The sequence below is a fragment of the Serratia sp. 22264 genome (genome assembly GCF_052045345.1).
GTDB lineage: Bacteria > Pseudomonadota > Gammaproteobacteria > Enterobacterales > Enterobacteriaceae > Serratia > Serratia plymuthica.
In genome coordinates, this window is sequence record NZ_JBQEOY010000002.1 from 134,536 (window position 1) to 157,165 (window position 22,630).

At 53.0% G+C, this 22,630-nt stretch carries 23 protein-coding genes; 6 read left to right on the forward strand and 17 right to left on the reverse strand.

What is annotated here, in order from left to right:
• Both phnG and phnF read right to left on the reverse strand, forming a co-directional pair.
• Entirely contained in the window at positions 1-444 is a 444-nt protein-coding gene (gene phnG, locus ACTJJ1_RS11605) for a phosphonate C-P lyase system protein PhnG (protein WP_330763301.1), read from the reverse strand.
• Positions 445-1,170, reverse strand: a complete 726-nt coding sequence (gene phnF / locus ACTJJ1_RS11610; protein ID WP_440834020.1) for a phosphonate metabolism transcriptional regulator PhnF — start codon at positions 1,168-1,170, stop codon at positions 445-447.
• Positions 1,171-1,463: 293 nt separating this feature from the next.
• Here phnF and ACTJJ1_RS11615 point away from each other — a divergent pair, with 293 nt between their 5' ends.
• Positions 1,464-2,522 carry a permease gene (locus tag ACTJJ1_RS11615; RefSeq protein ID WP_440833743.1) on the forward strand — a complete coding sequence of 353 codons (1,059 nt, stop codon included), beginning with the start codon at positions 1,464-1,466 and terminating at the stop codon, positions 2,520-2,522.
• Between the two features lie 195 nt (positions 2,523-2,717).
• Here ACTJJ1_RS11615 and ACTJJ1_RS11620 read toward each other — a convergent pair whose 3' ends face one another.
• Complete coding sequence (locus tag ACTJJ1_RS11620; RefSeq protein WP_041416707.1) at positions 2,718-2,927, reverse strand: hypothetical protein; 210 nt, start codon at positions 2,925-2,927, stop codon at positions 2,718-2,720.
• Positions 2,928-3,262: 335 nt separating this feature from the next.
• On the opposite strand from ACTJJ1_RS11620, the gene ACTJJ1_RS11625 reads away from it, so the two are divergent.
• The gene (locus ACTJJ1_RS11625) at positions 3,263-3,952 is read left to right on the forward strand and encodes a hypothetical protein (RefSeq protein ID WP_440833745.1); all 690 of its coding nucleotides are present in this window, start codon (positions 3,263-3,265) and stop codon (positions 3,950-3,952) included.
• Positions 3,953-3,961: 9 nt separating this feature from the next.
• On the opposite strand, the gene ACTJJ1_RS11630 is transcribed toward ACTJJ1_RS11625, so the two are convergent.
• A complete protein-coding gene (locus ACTJJ1_RS11630) occupies positions 3,962-4,360 on the reverse strand; it encodes a helix-turn-helix domain-containing protein (RefSeq protein WP_004952952.1) in 399 nt (132 codons plus the stop codon).
• Positions 4,361-4,778: 418 nt separating this feature from the next.
• Between ACTJJ1_RS11630 and ACTJJ1_RS11635 the strand changes: the two genes are divergently transcribed.
• On the forward strand, positions 4,779-4,970 hold the full coding sequence (locus ACTJJ1_RS11635; RefSeq protein ID WP_147150496.1) for a hypothetical protein: 192 nt from the start codon (positions 4,779-4,781) through the stop codon (positions 4,968-4,970).
• A 21-nt stretch (positions 4,971-4,991) separates the two neighbouring features.
• The gene (locus tag ACTJJ1_RS11640; RefSeq protein ID WP_440833748.1) at positions 4,992-6,299 is read left to right on the forward strand and encodes a phospholipase D-like domain-containing protein; all 1,308 of its coding nucleotides are present in this window, start codon (positions 4,992-4,994) and stop codon (positions 6,297-6,299) included.
• A 173-nt stretch (positions 6,300-6,472) separates the two neighbouring features.
• Here ACTJJ1_RS11640 and nrdG read toward each other — a convergent pair whose 3' ends face one another.
• The 3 genes from nrdG to ACTJJ1_RS11655 form a co-directional block, all read right to left on the reverse strand.
• Positions 6,473-6,937: an anaerobic ribonucleoside-triphosphate reductase-activating protein gene (nrdG, locus tag ACTJJ1_RS11645; protein ID WP_440833750.1), complete on the reverse strand. Its 465-nt coding sequence runs from the start codon at positions 6,935-6,937 to the stop codon at positions 6,473-6,475.
• 168 nt (positions 6,938-7,105) lie between these two features.
• The gene (gene nrdD / locus ACTJJ1_RS11650; RefSeq protein ID WP_020453680.1) at positions 7,106-9,244 is read right to left on the reverse strand and encodes an anaerobic ribonucleoside-triphosphate reductase; all 2,139 of its coding nucleotides are present in this window, start codon (positions 9,242-9,244) and stop codon (positions 7,106-7,108) included.
• A 213-nt stretch (positions 9,245-9,457) separates the two neighbouring features.
• On the reverse strand, positions 9,458-10,363 hold the full coding sequence (locus ACTJJ1_RS11655; protein ID WP_006323316.1) for a LysR family transcriptional regulator: 906 nt from the start codon (positions 10,361-10,363) through the stop codon (positions 9,458-9,460).
• A gap of 104 nt (positions 10,364-10,467) precedes the next feature.
• On the opposite strand from ACTJJ1_RS11655, the gene ACTJJ1_RS11660 reads away from it, so the two are divergent.
• The gene (locus ACTJJ1_RS11660; RefSeq protein ID WP_004952965.1) at positions 10,468-10,992 is read left to right on the forward strand and encodes an NAD(P)H-dependent oxidoreductase; all 525 of its coding nucleotides are present in this window, start codon (positions 10,468-10,470) and stop codon (positions 10,990-10,992) included.
• A gap of 200 nt (positions 10,993-11,192) precedes the next feature.
• Here the strand turns inward: ACTJJ1_RS11660 and treC are convergent, their stop codons facing one another.
• Both treC and treB read right to left on the reverse strand, forming a co-directional pair.
• Positions 11,193-12,857, reverse strand: coding sequence for an alpha,alpha-phosphotrehalase (treC, locus tag ACTJJ1_RS11665; protein ID WP_006323318.1), 1,665 nt, complete (start codon positions 12,855-12,857; stop codon positions 11,193-11,195).
• A 111-nt stretch (positions 12,858-12,968) separates the two neighbouring features.
• Positions 12,969-14,384, reverse strand: a complete 1,416-nt coding sequence (gene treB / locus ACTJJ1_RS11670) for a PTS trehalose transporter subunit IIBC (protein WP_020453681.1) — start codon at positions 14,382-14,384, stop codon at positions 12,969-12,971.
• A 522-nt stretch (positions 14,385-14,906) separates the two neighbouring features.
• Between treB and ACTJJ1_RS11675 the strand changes: the two genes are divergently transcribed.
• The gene (locus tag ACTJJ1_RS11675; RefSeq protein WP_202291410.1) at positions 14,907-15,320 is read left to right on the forward strand and encodes an Exc2 family lipoprotein; all 414 of its coding nucleotides are present in this window, start codon (positions 14,907-14,909) and stop codon (positions 15,318-15,320) included.
• A 109-nt stretch (positions 15,321-15,429) separates the two neighbouring features.
• On the opposite strand, the gene ACTJJ1_RS11680 is transcribed toward ACTJJ1_RS11675, so the two are convergent.
• The 8 genes from ACTJJ1_RS11680 to treR all read right to left on the reverse strand — a co-directional run bounded on the left by ACTJJ1_RS11680 (position 15,430) and on the right by treR (position 22,289).
• Positions 15,430-15,696, reverse strand: coding sequence for a colicin immunity domain-containing protein (locus tag ACTJJ1_RS11680; RefSeq protein WP_073439997.1), 267 nt, complete (start codon positions 15,694-15,696; stop codon positions 15,430-15,432).
• Entirely contained in the window at positions 15,693-16,199 is a 507-nt protein-coding gene (locus ACTJJ1_RS11685; RefSeq protein WP_440833754.1) for a colicin D domain-containing protein, read from the reverse strand. Before ACTJJ1_RS11685 ends, ACTJJ1_RS11680 begins: the two co-directional genes overlap by 4 nt.
• A 145-nt stretch (positions 16,200-16,344) precedes the next feature.
• The gene (locus ACTJJ1_RS11690) at positions 16,345-16,602 is read right to left on the reverse strand and encodes an immunity protein (protein ID WP_037432097.1); all 258 of its coding nucleotides are present in this window, start codon (positions 16,600-16,602) and stop codon (positions 16,345-16,347) included.
• Entirely contained in the window at positions 16,602-17,291 is a 690-nt protein-coding gene (locus tag ACTJJ1_RS11695) for an S-type pyocin domain-containing protein (protein ID WP_440834022.1), read from the reverse strand. Before ACTJJ1_RS11695 ends, ACTJJ1_RS11690 begins: the two co-directional genes overlap by 1 nt.
• Before the next feature lie 238 nt (positions 17,292-17,529).
• Positions 17,530-17,787 (reverse strand): colicin E3-like toxin immunity protein, encoded by a 258-nt coding sequence (locus tag ACTJJ1_RS11700; protein ID WP_062869385.1) that lies wholly within the window; start codon positions 17,785-17,787, stop codon positions 17,530-17,532.
• 12 nt (positions 17,788-17,799) lie between these two features.
• Positions 17,800-19,803, reverse strand: a complete 2,004-nt coding sequence (locus tag ACTJJ1_RS11705; RefSeq protein WP_440833757.1) for an S-type pyocin domain-containing protein — start codon at positions 19,801-19,803, stop codon at positions 17,800-17,802.
• Between the two features lie 103 nt (positions 19,804-19,906).
• Entirely contained in the window at positions 19,907-21,040 is a 1,134-nt protein-coding gene (locus tag ACTJJ1_RS11710; protein ID WP_440833759.1) for a tail fiber domain-containing protein, read from the reverse strand.
• Positions 21,041-21,341: 301 nt separating this feature from the next.
• Positions 21,342-22,289 (reverse strand): trehalose operon repressor TreR, encoded by a 948-nt coding sequence (gene treR, locus ACTJJ1_RS11715; protein WP_004952991.1) that lies wholly within the window; start codon positions 22,287-22,289, stop codon positions 21,342-21,344.
• Positions 22,290-22,630: the final 341 nt, after the last annotated feature.

Below are 22,630 nucleotides of genomic sequence, written 5' to 3' on the forward strand. Positions count from 1 at the left end.
TCAATCCCCCCGAACCAGCGTAAAGAAGTCGACCCGGCTGGAGGCGACAGAACGGGCGCGCAGCTGGCGTTGTTCGTGCAGCAAGGCGGCCAGCGGTTCAATCAGCCGCTGTTGCAGCAATTCGGCCTGATCCGGCTGTTGCAGCAGGGCGTCCGCCAGCGCGCAGAGTTCGGCGTGGGCCTTGTCGCGCCCGGCGATATAGCTGTAGCCATAGCCGCCGTTTTCCAGCTGCACCACCGCACGGGTGACGGTCATGTCGCCCAGCACAAAGCGGCGGCCGGTGGCGCCCATGCGCCCTTGCAGTTGCGCCAGGCCAATTTCCGGCGCGCGAATGCTTTGGTAGCGCGGGCTGAGGTTCAGCGCCTGCCAGTGGCTGCGCAACTGGGCCGGTTGGCTGTGCGCCAGTACCGACATCCAGCGTTGTCTCGGCTGTAAGGCTTGCATTTAGTGCTCCATCGTCAGTTCAATCATGTCGGCGCGCGCCAGGCTGACGGAGTATTCCGCCACGTTGTCTCTGCCGGTGCAGACGTTCAGAGTGCGCACGCACAGCAGCGGCGCGTGGGTAGCGATCTCAAGCAGCCGGCTCTCTTTGGCCTGGGCCTGGCGGGCGCTGATGCGCGTCTGGCTGCGGGTCAGCGGTTGGTGAATATGCTGTTCGATAAACTCGTGCAGCGAGCCGTTGTGGAACTGTTGCAGGGCCGGCCACCAGTCCAGATCGGGCAGATAATGGTCGATCAGGCTCATCGGCACGCCGTTGACCCGGCGCAGGGTGCGCAGGTGGATCACTGTTTCGCCTTCTTCACGCGATAGCGCGCTGGCGATATGCCCATTGCACGGGCGTAACACAGCGAGTAAGCGCTCACTGGTGGGGTGGCTGCCCTGCTCGAACAGGTTCTGGCTAAAGCGGGTATTGGCATGCAGCGGATAGTCATAGGGGCGCATCAGCACCAATATGCCGATGCCATGCCGGCGTTGCAGCCAGCCGCGATCGACCAGCTGATCCACCGCGCGGCGCAGGGTATGGCGATTGACCTGGTAACGATCCGCCAACTGTTGCTCGGAAGGCAGATAGTCGCCACAGCGGTATTGGGTGCGCAACTCTTGCTCCAGCTGCGCGGCGATCTGCTGGTAACGGGTGGGGAAGCTGGTCGGATGTCTAGATAAGTCCATCATAATAAAAACCTCGGCGTGCCGGAACCTATTAAACTCTATGATTTATCAGGATTTCTTACAGTACTGGTGCTTACCCTATGACTTTCAAATTGCAGCTAACAACGCTACGGCTTGAAAGGCGACGGGTATGCCCTGTGGCTTTCAAGTTGGCATTATGTTGCCGCCGCCAGATGACAATCGCGTTACGTGCCGGTGGCGAACAGATGAACTATTTTGGACAGGCCGATGATGCGCAGGGGCCGGCGGCGCGCTAAGCTGGCGCTATTGATGCACTGACCTGAGCCAACCCTATGCCGCAACCTTTGACCGCTCCTGAAAATACCGCTCGCGCCTGGCCGCTGTGGAAACCGATCCTGTTCCTGCTGGTGGTGGCGATCGGCCTCTACTACGTCAAATGGCAGCCTTATTACGGCAAAGCCTTTTTGGCGGCGGACACGCACTCCATCGGCAAATCGATTCTGGCCAATGCCGACAGCAGCCCGTGGCTGGCGGCCTGGCACTATGCGCTGGTGTATTTCACGGCGGTGTGGAAGGCGGCGGTGCTCGGCGTGTTGCTGGGGTCGCTGGTGCAGGTGCTGATTCCACGCGACTGGCTGATGCGCACCCTGGGCCACCCTCGTTTCTCCGGCACTCTGCTGGGCGCGGCGATCGCGCTGCCGGGCATGATGTGTACCTGCTGCGCTGCGCCGGTGGCCGCCGGGCTGCGGCGTCAGTCGGTCTCCAGCGGCGCGGCGATGGCGTTCTGGTTGAGCAACCCGGTGTTGAATCCGGCAACCTTGATTTTTATGGGTTTTGTTCTCGGCTGGCCGTTTGCCGCTATCCGGCTGGTGGCCGGAGTGATTATGGTGCTGGGCGTCGCCTGGCTGGTGCAACGGGTCACCGCCAGGGATCCGCAGCCGGCCGCGCTGCAACCGCCGACTGCGCCGCAGGTGAGAACCGAGGATCGGCCGTTCCTCGGTCGCTGGTTGAAAGCGCTGTGGGCGCTGTTTTGGGCGACCATTCCCGTTTACATAGTGGCGGTGCTGGCGCTGGGCGCGGCGCGCGTGTGGCTGTTCCCGCACGCCGATGGGGCGATAGACAATAGCCTGCTGTGGATTATCGCCCTGGCGATCGCCGGTTGCCTGTTCGTGATCCCCACCGCCGCGGAGCTCCCGATTGTACAGACCATGATGCTGGCGGGCATGGGCACCGGCCCGGCGCTGGCGCTGCTGATGACCCTGCCGGCGGTCAGCCTGCCTTCATTGCTGATGCTGAACAAAGTCTTCTCCGCCAAAGCGCTGTGCCTGACCGCATTGCTGGTGGTGTTGTGCGGGATCGTGACGGGTCTGGTGGGGATGGGGTTGGTGTAAGCCATTCCGATGTAGAAAAAAGAATGGCTATATTCAAAGTGAAAATCAGGGCTTGTTATCGGCGATAATGTTGAGCTGTATTAGCACACCTAGGAATCCTTGTCGGGTTTGTGAAGGGTTGAGTAAGCCCACCAGCTCGGTTGCGTTCTTCATTCTGGTCAGCAATGGCCTCCCGGGAGGCCATTTACCCCCCGACTATTCCACATCAATGGCTAACCGATACATAGCCTCCAGTGCAGCAGGAGATTTGAGCATCATTCTCCGTTGATCGTAAGCCAGCTGACCAAGTTCTACGTATCTGGACTCATACATAGCCTGCCAGAAGTACGTACCGTGTAAACGGTATTGCTCACGAGCATGAGCTGTAGCCATCACGAGTTCAGTCAAGGTGGTTGCTGTTTTCATAAAATGTTCCCTAAGGTGACGTGGGAGAGTCCCCCGTCTTCCTGAAAAATCTTGTGATCACGACGTTTTTGATACCAACAAAATAATCTGGCTCAGCCATGCCAAATCTGCACCTACAATATGTAGGGTAAGCGGTCGAAGACCAGAACGTCTGGACATATTTTTGCAGAACAGCTACATCAGTAAACGTGGACTCATCCGTTCTCTGACCAACGTCGGTCTGGGGGGAATGTCGGTACTGGTTGCCAGTTGGCCTGGGGCAAAATATGCTAACTATCCGAACAGGCAGGAAGATCGCTATTGCCAGTGGTTTCTGACATAAGGAAGGTTTTCTGATGAGTTATTCTGATATTTCGCATGCAGCTCGTAAAGCTCTTAAAGCCATTGATGAAAGCGAACTGGAAAAATGTATCGATAAATGCCTGTGTGAAGAACAGTCTTATTATCTTCAGGACTTTAGACTCTATGATTGTGGACCCTATGTCACGCAGCAATTATTTTACTTTGAAAAAGCAGTTACTGCACTTCGGGTGTCCAAGTCATCCAAAAAACACGAAGAAGCAAGATACACAGCCCTGAAAGCTGGCCGTGATCTGACAGCTGTATTTTCGCAAATGAGGGCAGGGGTTTCTGAGGTTGAGGCAGAAGAAATTACATTTAGAGTAGATGAGCAAAGTTTTCCGCCAACGACGTTCAGTGAACGCCTTTCTGTTCGGATAAGCTACAGCTGGCGAATCGATCAGAATGCAGACTGGCAGTTTGGAAACATTACATTCTCTTACCTTGCGGAAGAACGGCCAAGCTATTTCTCCGTCGAGCCGGCACGCAAGGTTAGCGCTGCCAGACAACAGCAGGAAAAACAAGAAAATTTGTACCAGACTTGGGAGTACCTAAAAGCAACATGTAAGGAATCTGTCCATAAATATCTGAAAGGAGGGCGGGATGGTTCACTGATCCCAAAAAGTTTCACTGTTAAAAACCTGAATAATTTCGGGGCGAATTTTTGGGATCGTACCGGGAATTAGACGTTCCAGTTACAGGAACCATTCCGGTTTCACACCGATGCGTGCGGAAAGCGCCTTGATGTGGGTAATAGTTAAAGAACATTGCCCGGATAAGATCTGACTAACCAGAGACTTTGTACCGATCTCTTCTTTGAGGTCAGAGTAGGTCAGCTTGTACTGGTCAATCAGAGTACGCAGCAGAGCAACGCCAACCGGCATTTCAGCAATAGCACTGTTGAACTCAACGAAACGGTCGCTGTTGTCCTCACAGCCAGCAATTTTGCTCGCCAGAAAGTCGGTTAGCGAGTTTTCATTATCGTTCTCGAACAGGTAGTCCACCAAAGCCAGCGCGTCACAATAATCCCTCTCGGGAAAGCTGCCCCAGGAGGGGGCTGTGGGCCGGGTTTGTGAAGGGGGGAGCAAGCTCACTGGCGCGATAGTGGGCTTAACTTAAGGGCCGCTTTGAGCGAGATGCGGACTGACAGTTGGGGCTCGGTGAACTACCTGTTTATACACTCACTGGCGACGGTACGCTTCCATCGATTGAAGTGAAGAAAAAACAATAGATTGAAGTGCATACCTGAACATATAGATTGCTAGTACGGGCATTAATACGGAGATGAGCAATGACCCTGTTACACCAAATTTAAGAGTCAGTTGTACAAAAGAGGGCCAATTTGGTTTCAACACTGCCTAAATTCGGTCTCCTAACAGCAAGGCAGGTAAGTAACTAAGAAATATTTAACGAAGTTTTTTTTGAAAGCTTGACGATTGTCACAACCAATCCTTTTCATAAAAATTATTTTTAACCAATATGACTTTTATCTATCCTTATGGAGGAATTACTATGACAACTTTAGTTAATGACAATGGTGATCGTATTGAGTTTGAATATGATGAAGATCATGATGTTACACCTTGGGATACTTATGATTCGGATGGTGTAAATACTGGCAGTGGCCAAGTCGGAGGGAATGCCGAGGATTCCTTGACCAAAGAATACGAAGATAAAGGCTATCATTCCCCTAGTCATTCATAACATAAAATCATGAGATTTTTTTTGATTTTCATATTGCTTTTTCCCGGCTTCTCTAGTGGTAACTCGGAGATTCAAGTCTATTTTACTGAGCCGGTTTGTTCGGATTACTCATATAAGTTTGAGGTTCAAACTCAAAGTGGAAGATCAATTAATAAAACTCATGGTGGTTTTTTTTGTACTCAAAAAGATTATCCTTCTGGATTTGACTCATTAAGTGGTACCGTAGGCGTAAGAATTGCCACTTCTTTAAAAAATAGCGAGAGTGATCCAATTAAAAATATTGAGATTGCTGACTATATCCTTTCTGATATGTCAATTGCTAAATATATATGTTTGCAGTTTCGATCATCCCCTTTTGAACTGTCAATTTATACTCAAAATCCAGGCGAAAAACCATCTAGTATCGGTATACGTCCACCTGTCCTAGCCGAACTGAGTTCATGCATGAAAGAACGCCTTCATCTCATACTAATCGGATGTAATGTCTTTACCAGTAAAGATTGCCCTAGAGATAAGATCAATACAATGCATCTGAAATTAATTAAGATAGAGAGGCGTTCTGGATATGCCGAAGAGATAGCTAGCAGCGGAAATCTAGGACGAGGTATTTATGCTAACCTTGAAGATTGGTTGTTTTTTACTAATACACAGCAAGGAGATATACATAGGTGTCTTTGGCTTACACTGAGGAAATTAAATTTTTTGAATAAAGAGAACGATAAACATGATTACTCAGAATGTAAAGAAAAAAACGCTAAGCAAGAAGATCAACTATTACTCATTCCTTTTGACAAAGAAGATTTTTACTCAGCTTTCAGGAAAGCATCCAGCAATGCAAATGAAATAACAATTGTTTCTATGGACTTCAAAGATAAAAAACTTTTTAATATTATTGATTTCTCAGCTGACAATGGTGCAAAAATACATTTCATAGCATCCAGTGATTGGTATTATTCATATATATTAAAAAAGGAAATTGGCACAGCAAATCCTGATGATATATCCATGGCTTTAAAAATTAAAAACAAATATCCTGAGCGAGTAACAATTTCTTTTATTGAAAACAATTTTTATTTTGGAAGCGTTGGTAACACTCTGCATCATAAATTGGCTTTATTCAGAGGTGGCGAAAATACAGTTATTACAGGCACAACAAATATGAATGCCGGAGCAATTAATCATAATCTTGACCAAGCTTATATATTCCATGGCAAATCCATTGTCAATGAATATTCGTCTTACATCGATCGTATAAATTTTCGTTCAATTCCACTTAATGAAATGCCAACAGCTCTTCCTGAGTTAAGTGTTGGCGATATTCAGAGATAAATAGATTATCTGCATTTTTTAGAAAGTATTTATCTTTGGAGTGATGCTGGGTATAACAATCGTGAAAATTGCTCACTAATAATTAACACAGTGAGGACTTGGTAACGTCCGCTCCTGGCACAGAATTGCCTGTCAGATTGGCTCTATGCTGCAGTTGTATCGGGTCAGTTAGCTCAACGCAGCTTATGCACCACCTGGTTAGCGCTGCCGCGCCAGATCAGCGCCGGGTCTTTCAGATCCTGCACAAACTTGCCGTCAATCAATACGTTAATCCTGTCCACCACCTGCATCTGCTGCGCATCCAACTCCGCCAGCCGGTAGCCGGTCCATAGCCAGATATCCTTGCCGGCGCACTCGGCGCGTACCCGTTTCACCAGTTGCAAAATCGACGGCACATTGGCCGGATGCAGCGGATCGCCACCGGACAGCGACAGCCCCTGGCGCGGAATGCGCGCATCGTTGAGATCGGCAATCAGCCGGTCTTCCATTTCCTGAGTAAAAGGCCGGCCGGAATTCAGCCGCCAGGTACTTTTGTTGTAACAGCCGACGCATTGATGCACGCAGCCGGCGACAAACAGCGTGCAGCGGGTGCCGGGGCCGTTGACCACGTCGATCGGGTAGTACTGGTGATAATTCATGTGAGGCCTGCCCATCAGGCTATTTTACTGGCCATTTTGCCTCCGGGCAGTGCTGCAAATCCTCACGTACTGCGTGTACGCTCCGGTTTGTGCGCGCTGGCCGAAGACAAACTGGCTGCGACAATTACGCCTGATGAACAGGCTTCTGCATAGGCTGCACGGCGCTTTTCAGCCGAGCTGCCCATTGCCGAGGTGTTTCACCCGGCGTTTCACCTCTTCCTGCTTGCCGGCGTTGAACGGCCTGGCGTCCGGGCTGCCGAGGTAGCCGCACACCCGGCGGGTGACCGACACCTTGGACGGCTCGTGATTGCCGCATTTCGGGCAGGTAAAGCCTTTGCTGGTACAGGCGAATTCACCGGTAAAGCCGCACTCGTAGCACTCGTCGATCGGCGTGTTGGTGCCGTAATAAGGCACGCGGCTGTAGCTGTAATCCCACACGTCTTCCAGCGCTTTCAAATTGTGTTGCAGGTTGGGGTATTCGCCGTAACAGATGAAACCGCCGTTGGCCAAGGGTGGATAGGGCGCCTCAAAGTCCAGTTTGTCGTACGGATTGACCTTTTTCTCCACGTCGAGATGGAAGCTGTTGGTGTAATAGCCTTTGTCGGTAACGCCCGGCACCACGCCGAAATCGGCGGTGTCCAGCCGGCAGAAGCGATCGCACAGGTTCTCGCTTGGCGTGCTGTACAGGCTAAAACCGTAGCCGGTCTCTTCTTTCCAACTGTCGGTCGCGGTGCGCAGACGTTCGACGATAGCGACCGCTTTGGCGCGCAGCGCGGCATTGTCGTAAACGTGAGTGCCGTTGCCGAACAGCGCGTTGATGGTTTCATGCAGGCCGATATAGCCCAGCGAGATCGACGCGCGGCCATTTTTGAAGATGTCGGCGATATTGTCGTCCGCCTTCAGCCTTACGCCGCAGGCACCTTCCATATACAGGATCGGGGCCACCCGTGCCTTGATGCCTTCCAGGCGTGCGATACGCGTCATCAGCGCCTTTTTCGCCAGCAGCAGCCGTTGGTCCAGCAGACGCCAGAAACGCGTCTCGTCGCCGGCCGCTTCCAGCGCAATGCGCGGCAGGTTCAGGCTGATCACGCCGATATTATTGCGGCCGTCGTGCACCAGTTCGCCATCTTCCTCGTAGGTGCCGAGGAAGCTGCGGCAGCCCATCGGTGTCTTGAACGAGCCGGTGACCTTCACCACCTGATCGTAATTGAGAATATCCGGGTACATGCGCTTGCTGGCGCATTCCAGCGCCAGCTGTTTGATGTCGTAATTCGGGTCGCCATACTGGTGGTTCAGGCCGTCGCGGATGGCGAACACCAGTTTGGGGAATACCGCCGTCTTGCGGTTCTTGCCCAGCCCGGCAATACGGTTTTTCAGGATTGAGCGCTGAATCAGCCGCGATTCCCAGCAGGTGCCCAGGCCGAAACCGAAGGTGACGAACGGCGTTTGGCCGTTGGCGGTGTGAAGGGTGTTGACCTCGTATTCCAGCGACTGAAAGGCGTCGTAACACTCTTTCTCGGTGCGCGCCATCGCATAGCCTTGCGCGTCCGGGATTTTCCACTGTTCGGCCACCTGGCGGTGTTTTTCGAAGCTTTCGCTGACGAAGGGCGCAAGGATCTCGTCGATGCGGTTAATGGTGGTGCCGCCATAAATGTGGCTGGCCACCTGCGCGATAATTTGGGCGGTCACGGCGGTGGCGGTGGAGATCGACTTCGGCGGTTCGATCTCGGCATTGCCCATCTTGAAGCCGTTGGTCAGCATGCCTTTCAGATCGATCAGCATGCAGTTGAACATCGGGAAGAACGGCGAATAGTCGAGGTCGTGGTAGTGGATCTCGCCGCGTTCATGCGCCAGCACCACGTCGCGCGGCAGAATGTGCTGCTTGGCGTAGTGTTTGGCGACGATCCCGGCCAGCAGATCGCGCTGGGTGGGGATCACCTTGCTGTCTTTATTGGCGTTCTCGTTCAGCAAGGCCATATTGCTTTGTTCGACCAGACCGCGGATCTCCTGGTTCAGCCGCCCGCGCAGCTCGCGCGCCACGTCGCGATCGTGGCGATATTCGATATAGGCACGCGCCAGCTGCTTGTATTCGCCGGCCATCAGCTGATTTTCCACCGCCTGCTGAATGTCATGGATATCCACGCGCGGCTGTTGCGCCATCTGTTGAGCGACCACGCGGGCCACGGTTGCGCAGTAATCGGCATCGACAACCCCGACGGCCAGCGCGGCCCGTTCAATAGCCTGCCCAATACGTGCCTCGTCAAAAGAGACCTGACAACCGTCCCGTTTAATCACTACTGGTTTCACGTTGCGACTCCTTGTTCCCCGAAGGATAGGTTATCCACAGGGTAACGCCGCAGCGCGCAAGGGCTCGGCGGCGTGTGGATGAATTTGTGGATAACTACTATATATAGGTAATTTGATTTCTTTACGCACTATATATAGATATTGGCGAGGGTCTTTTGATGTAGAACAAGGAAAGCGGAAGAGCGTGCGCAACCTGTACAGACGTCAATCTGCTCACGAGCGATCGCGAAAATGCGCCAGCAAGAAGTCGACCCAGGCGCGCACCCGTGGCGGCAGATCCGCAGAGGCGTAGTACAGCCATAACTGCGTCGGTTGTGGCCAGCACTCCGGCAGCACCGGTTGCAGCGTGCCCTGCGCAAAATGGGGCTCTGCGTACCAGCTTGCCAGGCAGACTATGCCCAACCCGGCCAGCGCGGCGTCCAGCAGCATCTCCGGCCGGCTGGCGACCAGGCGGCCGTGCAGCTCCAGGGTTTTGGTTTCGCCGTGCTGCCGCAGGGGCCATTTTACGCTGCGGCCGTTGGCCGGATTGCGGTGCAGCAGGCAGTTATGCCGCACCAGATCGTCCGGATCCTGCGGCGTGCCGCGCTGCGCCAGATAACCGGGGGAAGCGGCCAACACCATCTGCATCTGATACAGCGGCCGCGCCACCAGCCGGCTGTCGGGATCGACCCGGCTGCCGATACCCACGTCAAAGCCTTCGCCCACCAGATTGACGACTCGCGCATCCAGAGAAAGATCGAGGTCGATCTGCGGATAACGCTCAAGGAACTGCGGGATCAACGGCATCAGCATCTGGCGGCCGAAGCCGGGGATCATGCTGACGCGCACGGTGCCGGAAGGATCTTGCTGCGCGCCGCCGGCGTTTTCCAGCGTGGCGGACAGCGCCTGCCACAGCGGCGCCACCTGCGCCAGCAGCGCTTTACCTTCGTCGGTCAGCACCATGTTGTGGGTGTTGCGCTGGAACAGACGCAGCGCCAGCTTCTCTTCCAGCACGCGGATATTTTTGCTGACCGCTGCCGGGGTAACGCCTAACTGGCGGGCGGCGGCGGAAAAGTTTTGCGCCTGGGCGGCGCTGAGAAAAGCCGGCAGCAGGCGATGCACGTCAAAGGGCAGCGACATAATGGTTGATACTTTCAGTTGAAATTGAAGTGACAGAGAACAGCCTACACCCCGGGCGAAGGAAATGGAAAAATGCGATATCAATTTTCAACCGAGGATCTCGTATGTCACGCATTTTAGTGTTAACCGCTCACCGCTTTCCCGATGATTCACGCGTCAACAAGGCGCTGATTGAGGCGTTGAACCCGCAGCCCAACGTTACCGTGCATGAACTGATGCGCGCCTATCCGGATTACCGTATCGACGTGGCCCGCGAGCAGGAGCTGCTGCAAAGCCATGACGCGGTAGTGATGCTGTTCCCGTTTTACTGGTACAGCTCGCCGGCGATCCTCAGCGAATGGCAGGACGCGGTATTAACCTACGGTTTCGCCTACGGCAGCGAAGGCACCCGATTGCACGGCAAACCGCTGCAACTGGTGGTGACGACCGGCGGCAATCCGCAGGCCTATACGCCGGAAGGTTACAACCGTTATCCGGTGGCGGATCTGCTGCGGCCATTCAATGCCATGGCCAACCTGACCGGCATGGATTATCTGCCGCCGCATCTGGTGCAGGGGGTGTTTGATATGAGCGATGAACGCCTGGCGCAAGAGGCTGCCGGGGTGGTGAAGCTGCTGCAAAAATTGTAGGGCGCAGCGGGGTGCCGCACTGCGCCCACATTATGGCTGCTAAATAGCTGCGCCGAATAGTGCTACAGGTAGGGTCATGCAAAGCGCCGACACGCCGTGACCCCGTCCCTGGGGGCTCGTCTCGCATATATATGGACGCTCAACGGTCGGCTAACCTGCCATGACGCCCACCCACCTCAAGCTTAGGGTGTAGCGGTATTTTAGTCCTCCAGCAGCCACCATACCGCTTCGAACGGCCGCAGGGTCATTGCCTGCGGTTGGTCTGCTGCATCGGCGTAGTTGCCCATCAGCGGGCGCCACTGGCTGGAAGGTTCCACGCCTTCGGCATCCCAGGCCAGCGGTTCGCGGCTCAGGTTGGCGGCCACCAGCAGACGCTGTCCGTTCCAGCTACGCTGGTAGCACCACAGCGCCGGGTGCTCAGGCGCCAGATCCTGATAGTCGCCGTGGGTCAGCAGTGGATACTGCTTGCGCAGGGTAATCAACTGGCGGTAGGCGTAAAACACCGAATCCAGATCGGCCAGCGCCGCTTCGGCGTTGATCTGCGGATAGTTTGCCGCACAGCCAATCCACGGCGTGCCTTGGGTGAAACCGGCGTTCGGCGCGGCGCTCCACTGCATCGGCGTGCGGCCGTTATCGCGCGATTTGCCGGCCAGGATCGCCAGCAGCTCGGCATCACTCTTGCCCTGGGCGCTCAGTTCGGCATACATGTTCAGGCTTTCCACATCGCGATACTGCCCGATGGCGCTAAAGCCCGGGTTGGTCATGCCAATCTCTTCGCCCTGATAAATATACGGCGTGCCCTGCATGCCGTGCAGCACCATGGCCAGCATCTTGGCGGCCGGCACCCGCAGTTCGCCCTCATCGCCGAAGCGCGAGACGATGCGCGGCTGATCGTGGTTACACCAGAACAGCGCGTTCCAGGCGCGGTTATGCATGCCCTGCTGCCAGTGGCGGAAAATCTGCTTCAGTTCGACGTAGTCCGGCGCCGCCAGCGTCCATTTTTCGCCGCCGGCGTAGTCCACTTTCAGATGGTGGAAGTTGAAGGTCATCGACAGCTCTTCGCCGCTGCGCGCCGCATACCGTTGGCAATGTTCCAGCGTGGTGGAAGACATTTCGCCGACGGTCATCAGGCCGCGCGGCTGGAACACGTCGCGGCTCATCTCTTGCAGGAACTCGTGTATGCGCGGGCCATCGGTGTAGAAACGGCGGCCGTCGCCCTGAGGATCGGACGGAAAATCCTGCTGTTTGGAGACCAGGTTGATCACGTCGAGACGCAGGCCGTCGACACCCTTGTCCGCCCAGAACTGACACACCTTTTTCAGCTCTTCGCGCACCGGCGGGTGTTCCCAGTTGAGGTCCGCCTGTTCGGTGGCGAACAGGTGCAGGTAATACTGGCCGCTGTCGGCGTGCCACTGCCAGGCGTTGCCGCCGAACTTGGAACGCCAGTTGTTCGGCAACGCATCGCCTTCGCCGTCGCGCCAGACATAGAACTGGCGGAACGGGCTGTCAGGGTCTTGCGAAGCCTGGAACCACGGGTGTTCGGTCGAGGTATGGTTGAACACCATGTCCATCACGATACGGATGCTGCGCTGGTGGGCGGCGGCAATCAGACGATCGAAATCCTCCATGGTGCCGTAGGCCGGATCGATAGCGCAGTAATCCGCCACGTCATAACCGTTGTCCACCTGCGGGGAGACATACACCGGCGTCAGCCAGATGGCGTCGACGCCCAGCTCCTGCAGATAGTCCAGCCGCTGGGTCACACCGGCCAGATCGCCGTAGCCGTTACCGGTGCTGTCCTGAAAACTCTTCGGATAGATTTGGTAGATGACACCGTTCTGCCACCAGGGGATTGGATTGCTCATAGTTGTACCTTTGAATCGTGACAACGGGCCCGATACCCTTCATCTTTCAAACTGCAGCGTTGTTGGCTGCAGCCTGAAAGCTATTGGGTATTTGCGACCCCTACATTTCAATCAGACCGGCAATTCGCCGCGGGCGGCTTTGCGTTTGTAGACCATGATGGTCAGCAGCATTGGGATCACCACGGCCACCACAATCGCCGCCGAGTAAACCAGCCAGAACTGCGGTTTGATGGACAGAATACCCGGCAAACCGCCGACGCCGATGCCATTGGCCATCACGCCGTCCAGCCCGCAAATCAGGCCGGCGAAGGCGGAGCCGATCATCGCGCACAGCATCGGGAAGCGGTATTTCAGGTTGATCCCGTACATCGCCGGTTCGGTAACGCCCAGGTAAGCGGAAATCGCCGCCGGCACCGAGATTTCACGCTCGTTGGCCTTGCGGCTGATGATGATAATGCCCAATACCGCAGAAGCCTGCGCAATGTTGGACAGCGCAATCAGCGGCCATACCGGGGTGCCGCCCATGCTCTGGATCATCTGCATATCGATGGCCAGCGTGGTCTGATGCACACCGGTAATCACCAGCGGCGCATACAGGAAGCCGAACAGCGCGGCGCCAATCGGGGCGAAGCTGCCGGTCATGACGGCTTTCACCGCCCAGGCTACGCCGTCGCCGATCATACGGCCAAACGGCCCGATCAGCGCGTGCGCCAGGAATACCGCCAGCAGCAGTGAAACGACGGGCACCACTACCAGATACAGGTAATCGGGCACGATCTTTTTCAGGCGGGTTTCAATCCAGCCCAGCGCCATACCGGCCAGCATGGAAGGGATCACCTGCGCCTGATAGCCGACTTTCTGAATGGCGAACCAGCCGAAGTTCCACACTTCCGGCACTTGCTGCCCGAGTTGGTAAGAGTTCATCAACTGTGGGGAGACCAGCGTGACGCCCAGCACGATGCCGAGTACCGGCGTGCCGCCCATTTTTTTCACCGTCGACCAGCAGATGGCCACCGGCAGGAACATGAAGATCGCTTCACCGAGCAACCACAGGAAGTCGTAGATGGTTTTCCACGCCGGGTGCATTTGCGCCAGCGTCTGGCCGCCGGACATAGGGATGTCGCCGATCACGTTGCGGAAGCCGAGGATCAAACCGCCACTGATCAGCGCCGGCAGCAGCGGGAAGAAGATTTCGGCGAAGTGGGAGATAGCCCGTTCGCTCCAGGTCATGTTCTGGCGCGCCGCTACCTTGGCTTGCTCCTTGTCCGCTTCGTTGACGCCGGTGGTGGCGATCAACGCCTGATAGTAATCGCCGACCTCAGGGCCAATCACCACCTGGAACTGCCCGGCGTTGGTGAAGCAGCCTTTGACCATCGGCAAGGTTTCTATTTCTTTCGGGCTGGCTTTGGCGGGGTCGTTAAGGACGAAACGTAACCGGGTAATGCAATGGCTGACGGTGGCGATGTTATCGCGTCCGCCCACCAGCACAATCAGGCGGTCGATATCCTGTTGCTTAACTTTGCTCATTATAAAGTACCTTTTTTGGGTAAGGCGCAGAGGTGTTGGCTGAGTAATGATCAAAGCTTAGTCATTCCCCTTTTTTAATGAAATGGGAACGTTCCCGGTTTGGGGCGACGATCACAAAACGATAAAAAATGACCGCATTATGCGCCCTGTCGGGGGACAATAATCTCGGAGTGAGGGGGCGCCCGCAAAGCCGCAAAAACATCCTGCAGACTCCGGCGGGTTGTATTATCCTGTACCGGAATAACAAAGAGTTACCTCTCTTCTATTGGGTAAGAGGCTGGTTGCAGACTGCTGACAAAGCCCGTTATTAGGGAGAGCGTGCCGAAGGGGTCGTAGCGGCTTGCCGCCGGAGCGCCCCTCGGTGCGCTAGGCCCGGGTATCTCGGGTTCAAAGACAACTTTGTCATCAAACTCAGTTACCTTTCCCTTATTGGGCAAGAGGTCGGTTGCAGACATCTATACTCAATGCTTTTTCAACGTGATGCCGACGGTGGCATCGCAATACACTTTTCAAGGAAGAATAATGAATCTGATAGCCCGCCGTACCCTTATCTTGTGTTCCGCGCTGTTCCTGAGTGCTTGCGCCAGCCAGCAAACCAGCCCTGAACGTCACGCCCGGCATGCCATTCATCAACTGGCCCAGGTGCACTTTGATCCCAATACCCGTACGCAGATTTCGGATTCGATAAAATCGGCCATTCCGTTTTTTGACCAGTTCTATCAGATAGGGAAAACCGATCGGGCTAATGGCATGACGCGCCAGCAGGCACAGCAGAGGGAGGCCGAGTTCCGCAGCCCTGAATTCCTCAGTGAAGCCGGGCAAAAAGGGATATTTATCAATCGCAAATACTCGGCGGATAACCCGCAAAAACAACGGCAGATCCTGCTGGATTCTGCCGTTGCCACCTACTGGGATGGTTACGAAGGGCGGCCTTGAAGGGCATAGATAAATGGATAGCATAGTAAGAGGCTATTAATGAAAACGCCCAACAAACGAGAATTTGTTGGGCGTTACTTAAAATTCAACTGATCAGAAGGGCGGGGAATTAAAGCAGATTGAATTTCTCCAGAATCGCCTTCACTTCCTTCCTTAACCCAGCTTCGTCCAGTTCATAATCAACACGGTCTGAATCTGGATTATAAATTTCAGCTGCCATAAATAATTCTTCACCACAATTCAAAACGTTCTTGTCTTGATCTTTAATACCGTACAAATTATTTCTTTCAATGCATATATCTTCAGAAAATTGAAGCGCATTAACTTTTGAATTCAAAAAATTTCTTGCTAATTCTATTACCGCCATCTTGTTCATAAATCACCTGTTTCTAAATAGATTCTGCCATTATCCGCATCGGGATTTATTTTCCATCCTGAGAGGAAATCGCCGTTGGCTTTGAGGATAACAACCCTCATGCTCTTGGGATTGAAGTAAACTTTAGACCCATTTTCCCGTCGGTATGTTCCCCTCTCAACGGTCTCTTTATCTGCCAAATGCGCATTGACCTCATCACGGAATTTTGTCAGCGTTTCACGATTTTTCTTTGTGTCACTGATACCAAAATCAATGGCATGTTTGAATTTTTTATCCAGTTGTTTACGGGTAAATCGTCCCGAATCAAGCGGATCACTCTGCATTACATAAATCGGCTCGACGCCGCTGCCCGTGGCATCCGGCTGCCAGTAGATGAAGTCCTGCAGCTCCTGGACGACATCCGCAGGGAAGGTCGTGACCACTATACTATCAGCCTGCCTGACATTGGTGCCGGTATGTACAGGCGTCCTGGGTACCGGCGAACCGTTGCCGGGAGAGTTCACTCAGTATTACATAGATAGTTTCAACGTCAGTTTTCGGTATGACGATAAATCATATGCACGATACAGATGCCATCAACGAAAACACCCAACAAACGAGAATTTGTTGGGTGTTGTTTTAATTAAATTTACCGGAAGAGTCTGCAGGTTATTCGATGCCGTATTTTTTCTCGGTTACGAATTTTGGGGGGGTCCAATTTGGGCCTTTTACGACCTTTCCATTCTGGTCCTGCAATACCCCTCTTTTTAATAAATCATCATAGCGAGCTGAAAGCTCACCGCTGGTTATAACCTCAATTTTGTTATATGTGAACAATATGTCTAATTTTCTATAATCAGATGTTGGCCCTAAGAAGGTCAAAACATCCTCCACACTTTCATTTTTAATAATCTCTTTTAAAGACATTATTTCTTCCCTCCTAGAGCATCCTTTAATTCTTGTTCATATGCAGCTTGTAAGGCTTCATCAGTATAAAGAGCCTGCTCTTTTTCGTTTATTTTGTAATCTTCCAGAGCCGCAGTGTGCGTATTATTCCACACTGCTTTTTGTTCCTTAACGCTTTGAGGTACCTCGCCATCCTTGATGCCCAAACTCCGATAACGCTCCAGTTCTCTCACTTCATGCGTATAGAAGCGCTTGTCGGTATCGGTGGTCTGTAATTCCCCCCTCAGAATTTTTTCCAGACGGTCGACCATTACTTTGTTCTCCGGTGACGATTCAAACCGACCTGCATGCAGTTTTACCTTGTCTACACCTGCACGGTCAATTTTAGCGGTTTTCCAGTCCAGATTCTGGATAGGCCCGCCGGCTTTCTCCGTATGGAAGTCGCGCCCGCTGTACTTGCCTTTGGCATTGCTTTCCCCATAAGGCTTGCTGACCATCACATAGATAGCTTCAACACCGACTTCCGTTGCATCCGGCTGCCACAAGATAAAATCTTGCAGATCCTGGACGACATCCGCAGGGAAGGTCGTGACCACTATACTATCAGCCTGCCTAACATTGGTTCCGGTATGTACTGGCGTGACGGGGGCAGGCGAACTGTTTCCGGTACTCACCACGGCGATAAATAATACGTACGAGACAGATGCCATCAACAAAAACGCCCAACAAACTTGCGTCTGCTGGGCATTTTTTTAAATTAATTTTGAGTCTGTCTTTAATTCTGTGTAATTGCCACCATATTAAAGGTGATCGCTCCGATGGTCACCGAAATATAAACTTCCCTCAACATCTCAAAATCAGGCAGGTAAACAAATTTATAAATAAGCCTAAACGCTACCCTGACGGATAGCGTTGTACTCAGAACTCAGATCGCCTTAACTGTCTTGGTCACCATGTATCGTTATACTCAAATGCAATGAAATAATCATATTTTCCCATGTCAATTTTATGAGTAATGTGATTTTGAACTGGAGTAACCCATTCGTTAACCAAGTCGAATATCCCGTTATTGATGATGTTATCTTCTTTCGGGCTGATTGTTTCATTGATAAGAAAATCATCATCGCCAAAATCTTTGGAGTATTCTTGACCGACCAACAGCTCTGATTTTTTATCGTACCAATTAACTTTTAATTTCAATCCCATGATGTTAATCCCTTATAAATACTTTTTGATGTTACGCTTCGGATCAGCAGGTTTCAGCTGCTCACCTGTTTTCGGATCAAACGCCCCAATATGCTGACCGTCACTGGCACGATAACCTTCCACCTCTGCGTGCTGATAATCCCACTCGTAAATTTTTCGGCCTTTATCCCCCAACCACCGCTCACGTTTACCACCTCCACCTTGCCTAGGTGTCTTAGGTTTGGTGTCTTTTAATTCACCTAACCCTTTAATATCTTGGGTTTTAGGTGCGGGATGATAATCATGACCTTTTTCTTTCACGCCTTTGCGATTGCTACTCAGCATCACATAAATTGCTTCTACACCCGACCCCGTGGCATCCGGCTGCCAGTAGATGAAGTCCTGCAGCTCTTTAAGGTCATCCGCCGGGAAGCTGGTGGTAACTATACTATCAGCCTGTTTTACTGTCGTGCCAGTATGCACTGGCGTGACGGGGGCAGGCGAACTGTTTCCTGTATGGGGAGGTGCTGTCGGCCCGACCGGGGCAGGGTTAATCAGGATGGTTCGCGACGGTGCACCTCCCACCGCAGGAAGCGTAATCCTATCCAGTCCGGTTTTTTCATCACGTACCGCCTTTAGAACAGGCACGCTCGCGGGTACGCCACCTATACCCGTTTTAACCAGCCTGACCTGTTGCTGACCATTCTCCATAACTAAGGAGCCCCGAACCGGTAAGTCGACAGAGTGCATTTCCGGCGAAATGCTGACTTTGCCGGCAGCAATTAGATTGGCTTGAAAGCCAAACATGACAATGTCGCGTCCGTAAAGCTTGTCGCTACCTTTCCCTGCTTCTGTGGGCCAGAAGCCCATCACTAAAGCGCTAACAGTTGCCCCTGCGGTGCTGACGGTTGCGGTCTCAGCTAACGCAATAGCTCCTCGCCACACAGCCCCGGCTATTGAGCCCGCTAACTCACTGGTAGTGGTCAGAACGCCTTCGGCGGCAGTTGATAGCTGTAACATCCCTGGGGCGCGATTTAGCACCATCGCTCCCACAGCTGCAAGGGACGCTTGAGCCGATTTAACCATTTCTGGTGTGTAGACCGGAGTAGGCTTTACTCCAGCTTTGGTCATTAACTCCGCTGTTTTCGCTCTAGTCTCCGCCTCGGCTCTTGCCCTAGTCTCCGCCTCGGCTCTTGCCCTAGTCTCCGTTTCGGCTCTTGCCCTAGTCTCCGCCTCGGCTCTTGCCCTAGCCTCCGCCTCGGCTCTTGCCTTGGCTTCTGCGTTGGCTTTTGCCCTGGCCTCTGCTACCTTCTCATTTTCTGGACGATATTTTTCCAGTACCTCTCCGCGGTTTATCCTTTCAATATCCTTTTTAGTATTTTCAATATTGGCAATAGATATCGCAAGATTATTTTTATCTTCGGATATCAGTTGGTTCGTTTTCTCCTTATCTACCTCCCTTTTCTTTATATAATTCTTGGCATCATTTGCATCGTTTTCATTAACAGGCCACCATATTCTTCCATTATTGAGTATAATATCGGATTCGATGTATTTAACTGCGTTTTCCTCTGCGGAAATTCTCGCATTTATTTCATCTTTAATCGCATTCTGTAATGCCAGTAGTAACTTAGCCCTTTCTTGTGCCGGAGAGTTCTTGCTGTTATTAAGTGCTATCTCAGCATCTATCCTCTTATTCTGAAAGCCACTCAGACTTTCATCAAGGGTCAGTTGCTTCTGATGAGCTTCATCAACGGCTATGGTGAGCTCATATTGGTGGATTTTAGCCACGTTTCTGGCCATATCTAAAGCATTCACCGTCTGAGAGACCGAGTCTGGCCTGAATACCAGCGACATCCCTAATCCGTTATTGATGGTGTTTAAATTTCCACTGATTGTTCCACCTTCATAAGCCTCAACGCCCATGGCCGGCTCTGTCGCACCTGAATTGTCTCCTGGTATAAAACCTCGCTGCCAGCTACCGTATTCATTAAGGTAATAACCTGCAGCAGTTAGCTTTCCTACGTCAATAGCCATAAAAACTCCTTGTAGATAATTCTCTTTATTTATCCATACGCGGTAATGCTATTCGTTCAGTGCATTTCGCTCTGAGAAATTCGGTAGTGATCTGTTCACTGTTTTATTTGTTTGGCAGCATGGTTATCTTCAATGCATGAAGTTGGGAATCCAACTCAAGCCGGGCATCGCGTTCTTCCTTTAACGCTTCGATCAAAAGGGCGACTACGCCGTTAATATTAATTCCACGGGCATCTTGCAGAACGCTGCCGTCATTTAATTTCAGTTCGGTGGTGGTGACGGATTGAGGTAATACGCTTTCCACTTCCTGGGCTATTACGCCGGCCTCAGGAACGCCTTGTTTCAGGTAGGTATAGCCACTGATTTTTCCCAACTTATCCAGCGCACCGTCAATTTTCACGATCTCAGTTTTCATGCGAATATCTGAGCTGCTGTTCCAGCCCCCATTCGCGTACGCATAACCTGTATCCAGGAATTCATACCAGGTTTCCCGACTACTACTGGCAACATGGATCCCCATAAGGTTACTCTTCCCAATGCGTTCATAATGGTAGAGTTCTGAATACAGGCCATTATCCCCTTGAATGCGTACCCCTTTTGTATATCGAGCTGAATTGTTATTAACGTGTTGGGTACCTGTCGCCAAAATCCAGCCATTGATATTGCGCTTGACCAGTTGCCCTACCGAAAGCTCAGCGTTGGCTCTTACCTGAATTTCGTTCCAGTTGCCCAGTCTGTCGCGGTATGAAATCAGGCCGCAATCTTCTTTGCCCGGGATAATCCGTGACCCCATCATCATCGTGGTGGTGACGTTGCCGCTGGTGAAATCGGAATGCACAGGCGGTGCGCCGTACGTCTGCCCGCTGATAAGAGAAGCGGGGCCAGTGGTGACCGCGCCAATGCCGGCGTTATGCGATACCAGCGCGCCACCGGAGATATCCACGCCGTTTTGCATGTCTACCCTGCCGGTAGAGAGGCTAAAGGAGAAGGGGCGCAGCGTGTTCCACTGCCCGTCCTGTGCCTGTCCGTCCGGCGTGATCAGCGCATAAAAACCTTTGCCGTCATTACGGAGAATCACTCCGTTATTTCCGCCGCCCAGACGAAAACCGTTTGGTGATTTGGAGACAATCTCACCGTCGCTGACAACGCGTTTGCGCAATGTGGACAGTGATTTCAGTTCAGTGATGTCTTCATTAATACCGTTAAGCACCTGAGCATTTTTCTTTTCTTCAGCCATGATGAATCTTCCTTTTTGACACTCTGTTATTTGATGGCTAACAGCATCCGGTATCCTTCCGCCCATTCTGGCTAATGGCTATCGGTGTTCACGTTCCGTGTGCTGCCAAACCGCTGGAACACACAATGAATCACTGTATGTTTAACCAGTATATTGTTGCCGTAGGCGACAGAGGTCAATCAGGAAAGGCTATTCGTTGTTGTGTGGCGGCTGATACAAAATGGCGATGAGTTTATGCCCACCGAATGTGGGCAAGAACCGAGGATGCGGGTAGGGGAATTATGCGGGCAAACCCCCGCCGTCAGGCGAGTTTGCTGGGTACGATGATTTGGCGGATGCCCTGTTCGCCGCTGAGCTGGCCCAGCAGTTGTTGGGCGGCCTGCAACCCGGCGCTGCCGTAGCCCAGTTCTACCGAAAACGTCTCGGGGAACAGGAAGTTAAGCAGCGGCGTATTGCCGATGCCGCAGACTTGCAGCGGGGCGATGTGCTGCTGTTGCAGGTATTTGATGGCGCCGAGGGCGATGGTGTCGGAGGCGCACACCAGCGCGGTGGTTTGCGGGCCAATCACCTCGGCGGCCAGTTGAAAACCGCTCTGGTAGCTCAGCTCGCCTAGGGCGACGCTCGGGGTAATCTGCTGCTGGCGGCAGGCGTCGAGATAAGCCTGATGGCGGCGCATGCCGGTGGTGGCATCGGCAAGTTGCACCCCCAGATAGCTGATATGCCGGTGGCCCTGCTGTTGCAGGCGTTCCATCAGCAGCCGAACTGCGCCATCGTCGTCGTAGCAAACCGAGGAAAAACCTTCGTATTCGCGCGCCAGCACCACCATTTTCTCCTGCCAGGGGCTGAGCATGGCCGCCGTCAGACCGGTGAAACCGAACAGGATCACCCCGTCGACGTTGCGCTGTTGCAGCACGTGCAGATGCTCTTCCACCAGGCGGGTTTCAAACTGGCTTTCCATCACGATCGGGTCATAACCCTGCTGATACAGCAGCGGCAGCATGGTGCGCACCGCCTGGTTTTCCGACGGCGAATCGAGGCGGGAAACGATAATCCCCACCACTTTGTCGCTCTGCCCGCGCATGGCGCGCGCCGATTTGGACGGCGTAAACCCCTGCTGGCGGATCACCGCTTCTACCCGTTCACGGGTTTGCGGGCTCACGCTGCCTTCGTTGTTCAATACGCGCGATACGGTGGATTTCCCCACGCCGCTCAGGCGGGCGATGTCCTTGATGGTCAGCCGGTTTTGCATGGTTTACTTATCGTTTAGGTTAAAAGGCGTAATCTGGCGGCCTACGATGAATGCCCGTCAGCATAGCCTATTTTCCAGTACGGATCTTGGTGCAATACGGGGTCTTCGTACTGCGCTGAACGGCCGCTCTTGTCGTTCGATCTTTTTATTTACCGGAGGTTATTACCCGTATGGATCCCGATCCGACCCCAATAGACACCCATTCGGTTTACCGGTAAAACCTCTCCGCTTTGCGCTGCTGTTTTACCGGTGAAATAAACGGTAACCGGTCGCGCGCGCTCTGTCGTTCGCTCCTGCTGCTTTTAAAAATACAAGAATCTGCCCCGGCAGAGGCTTTTTGG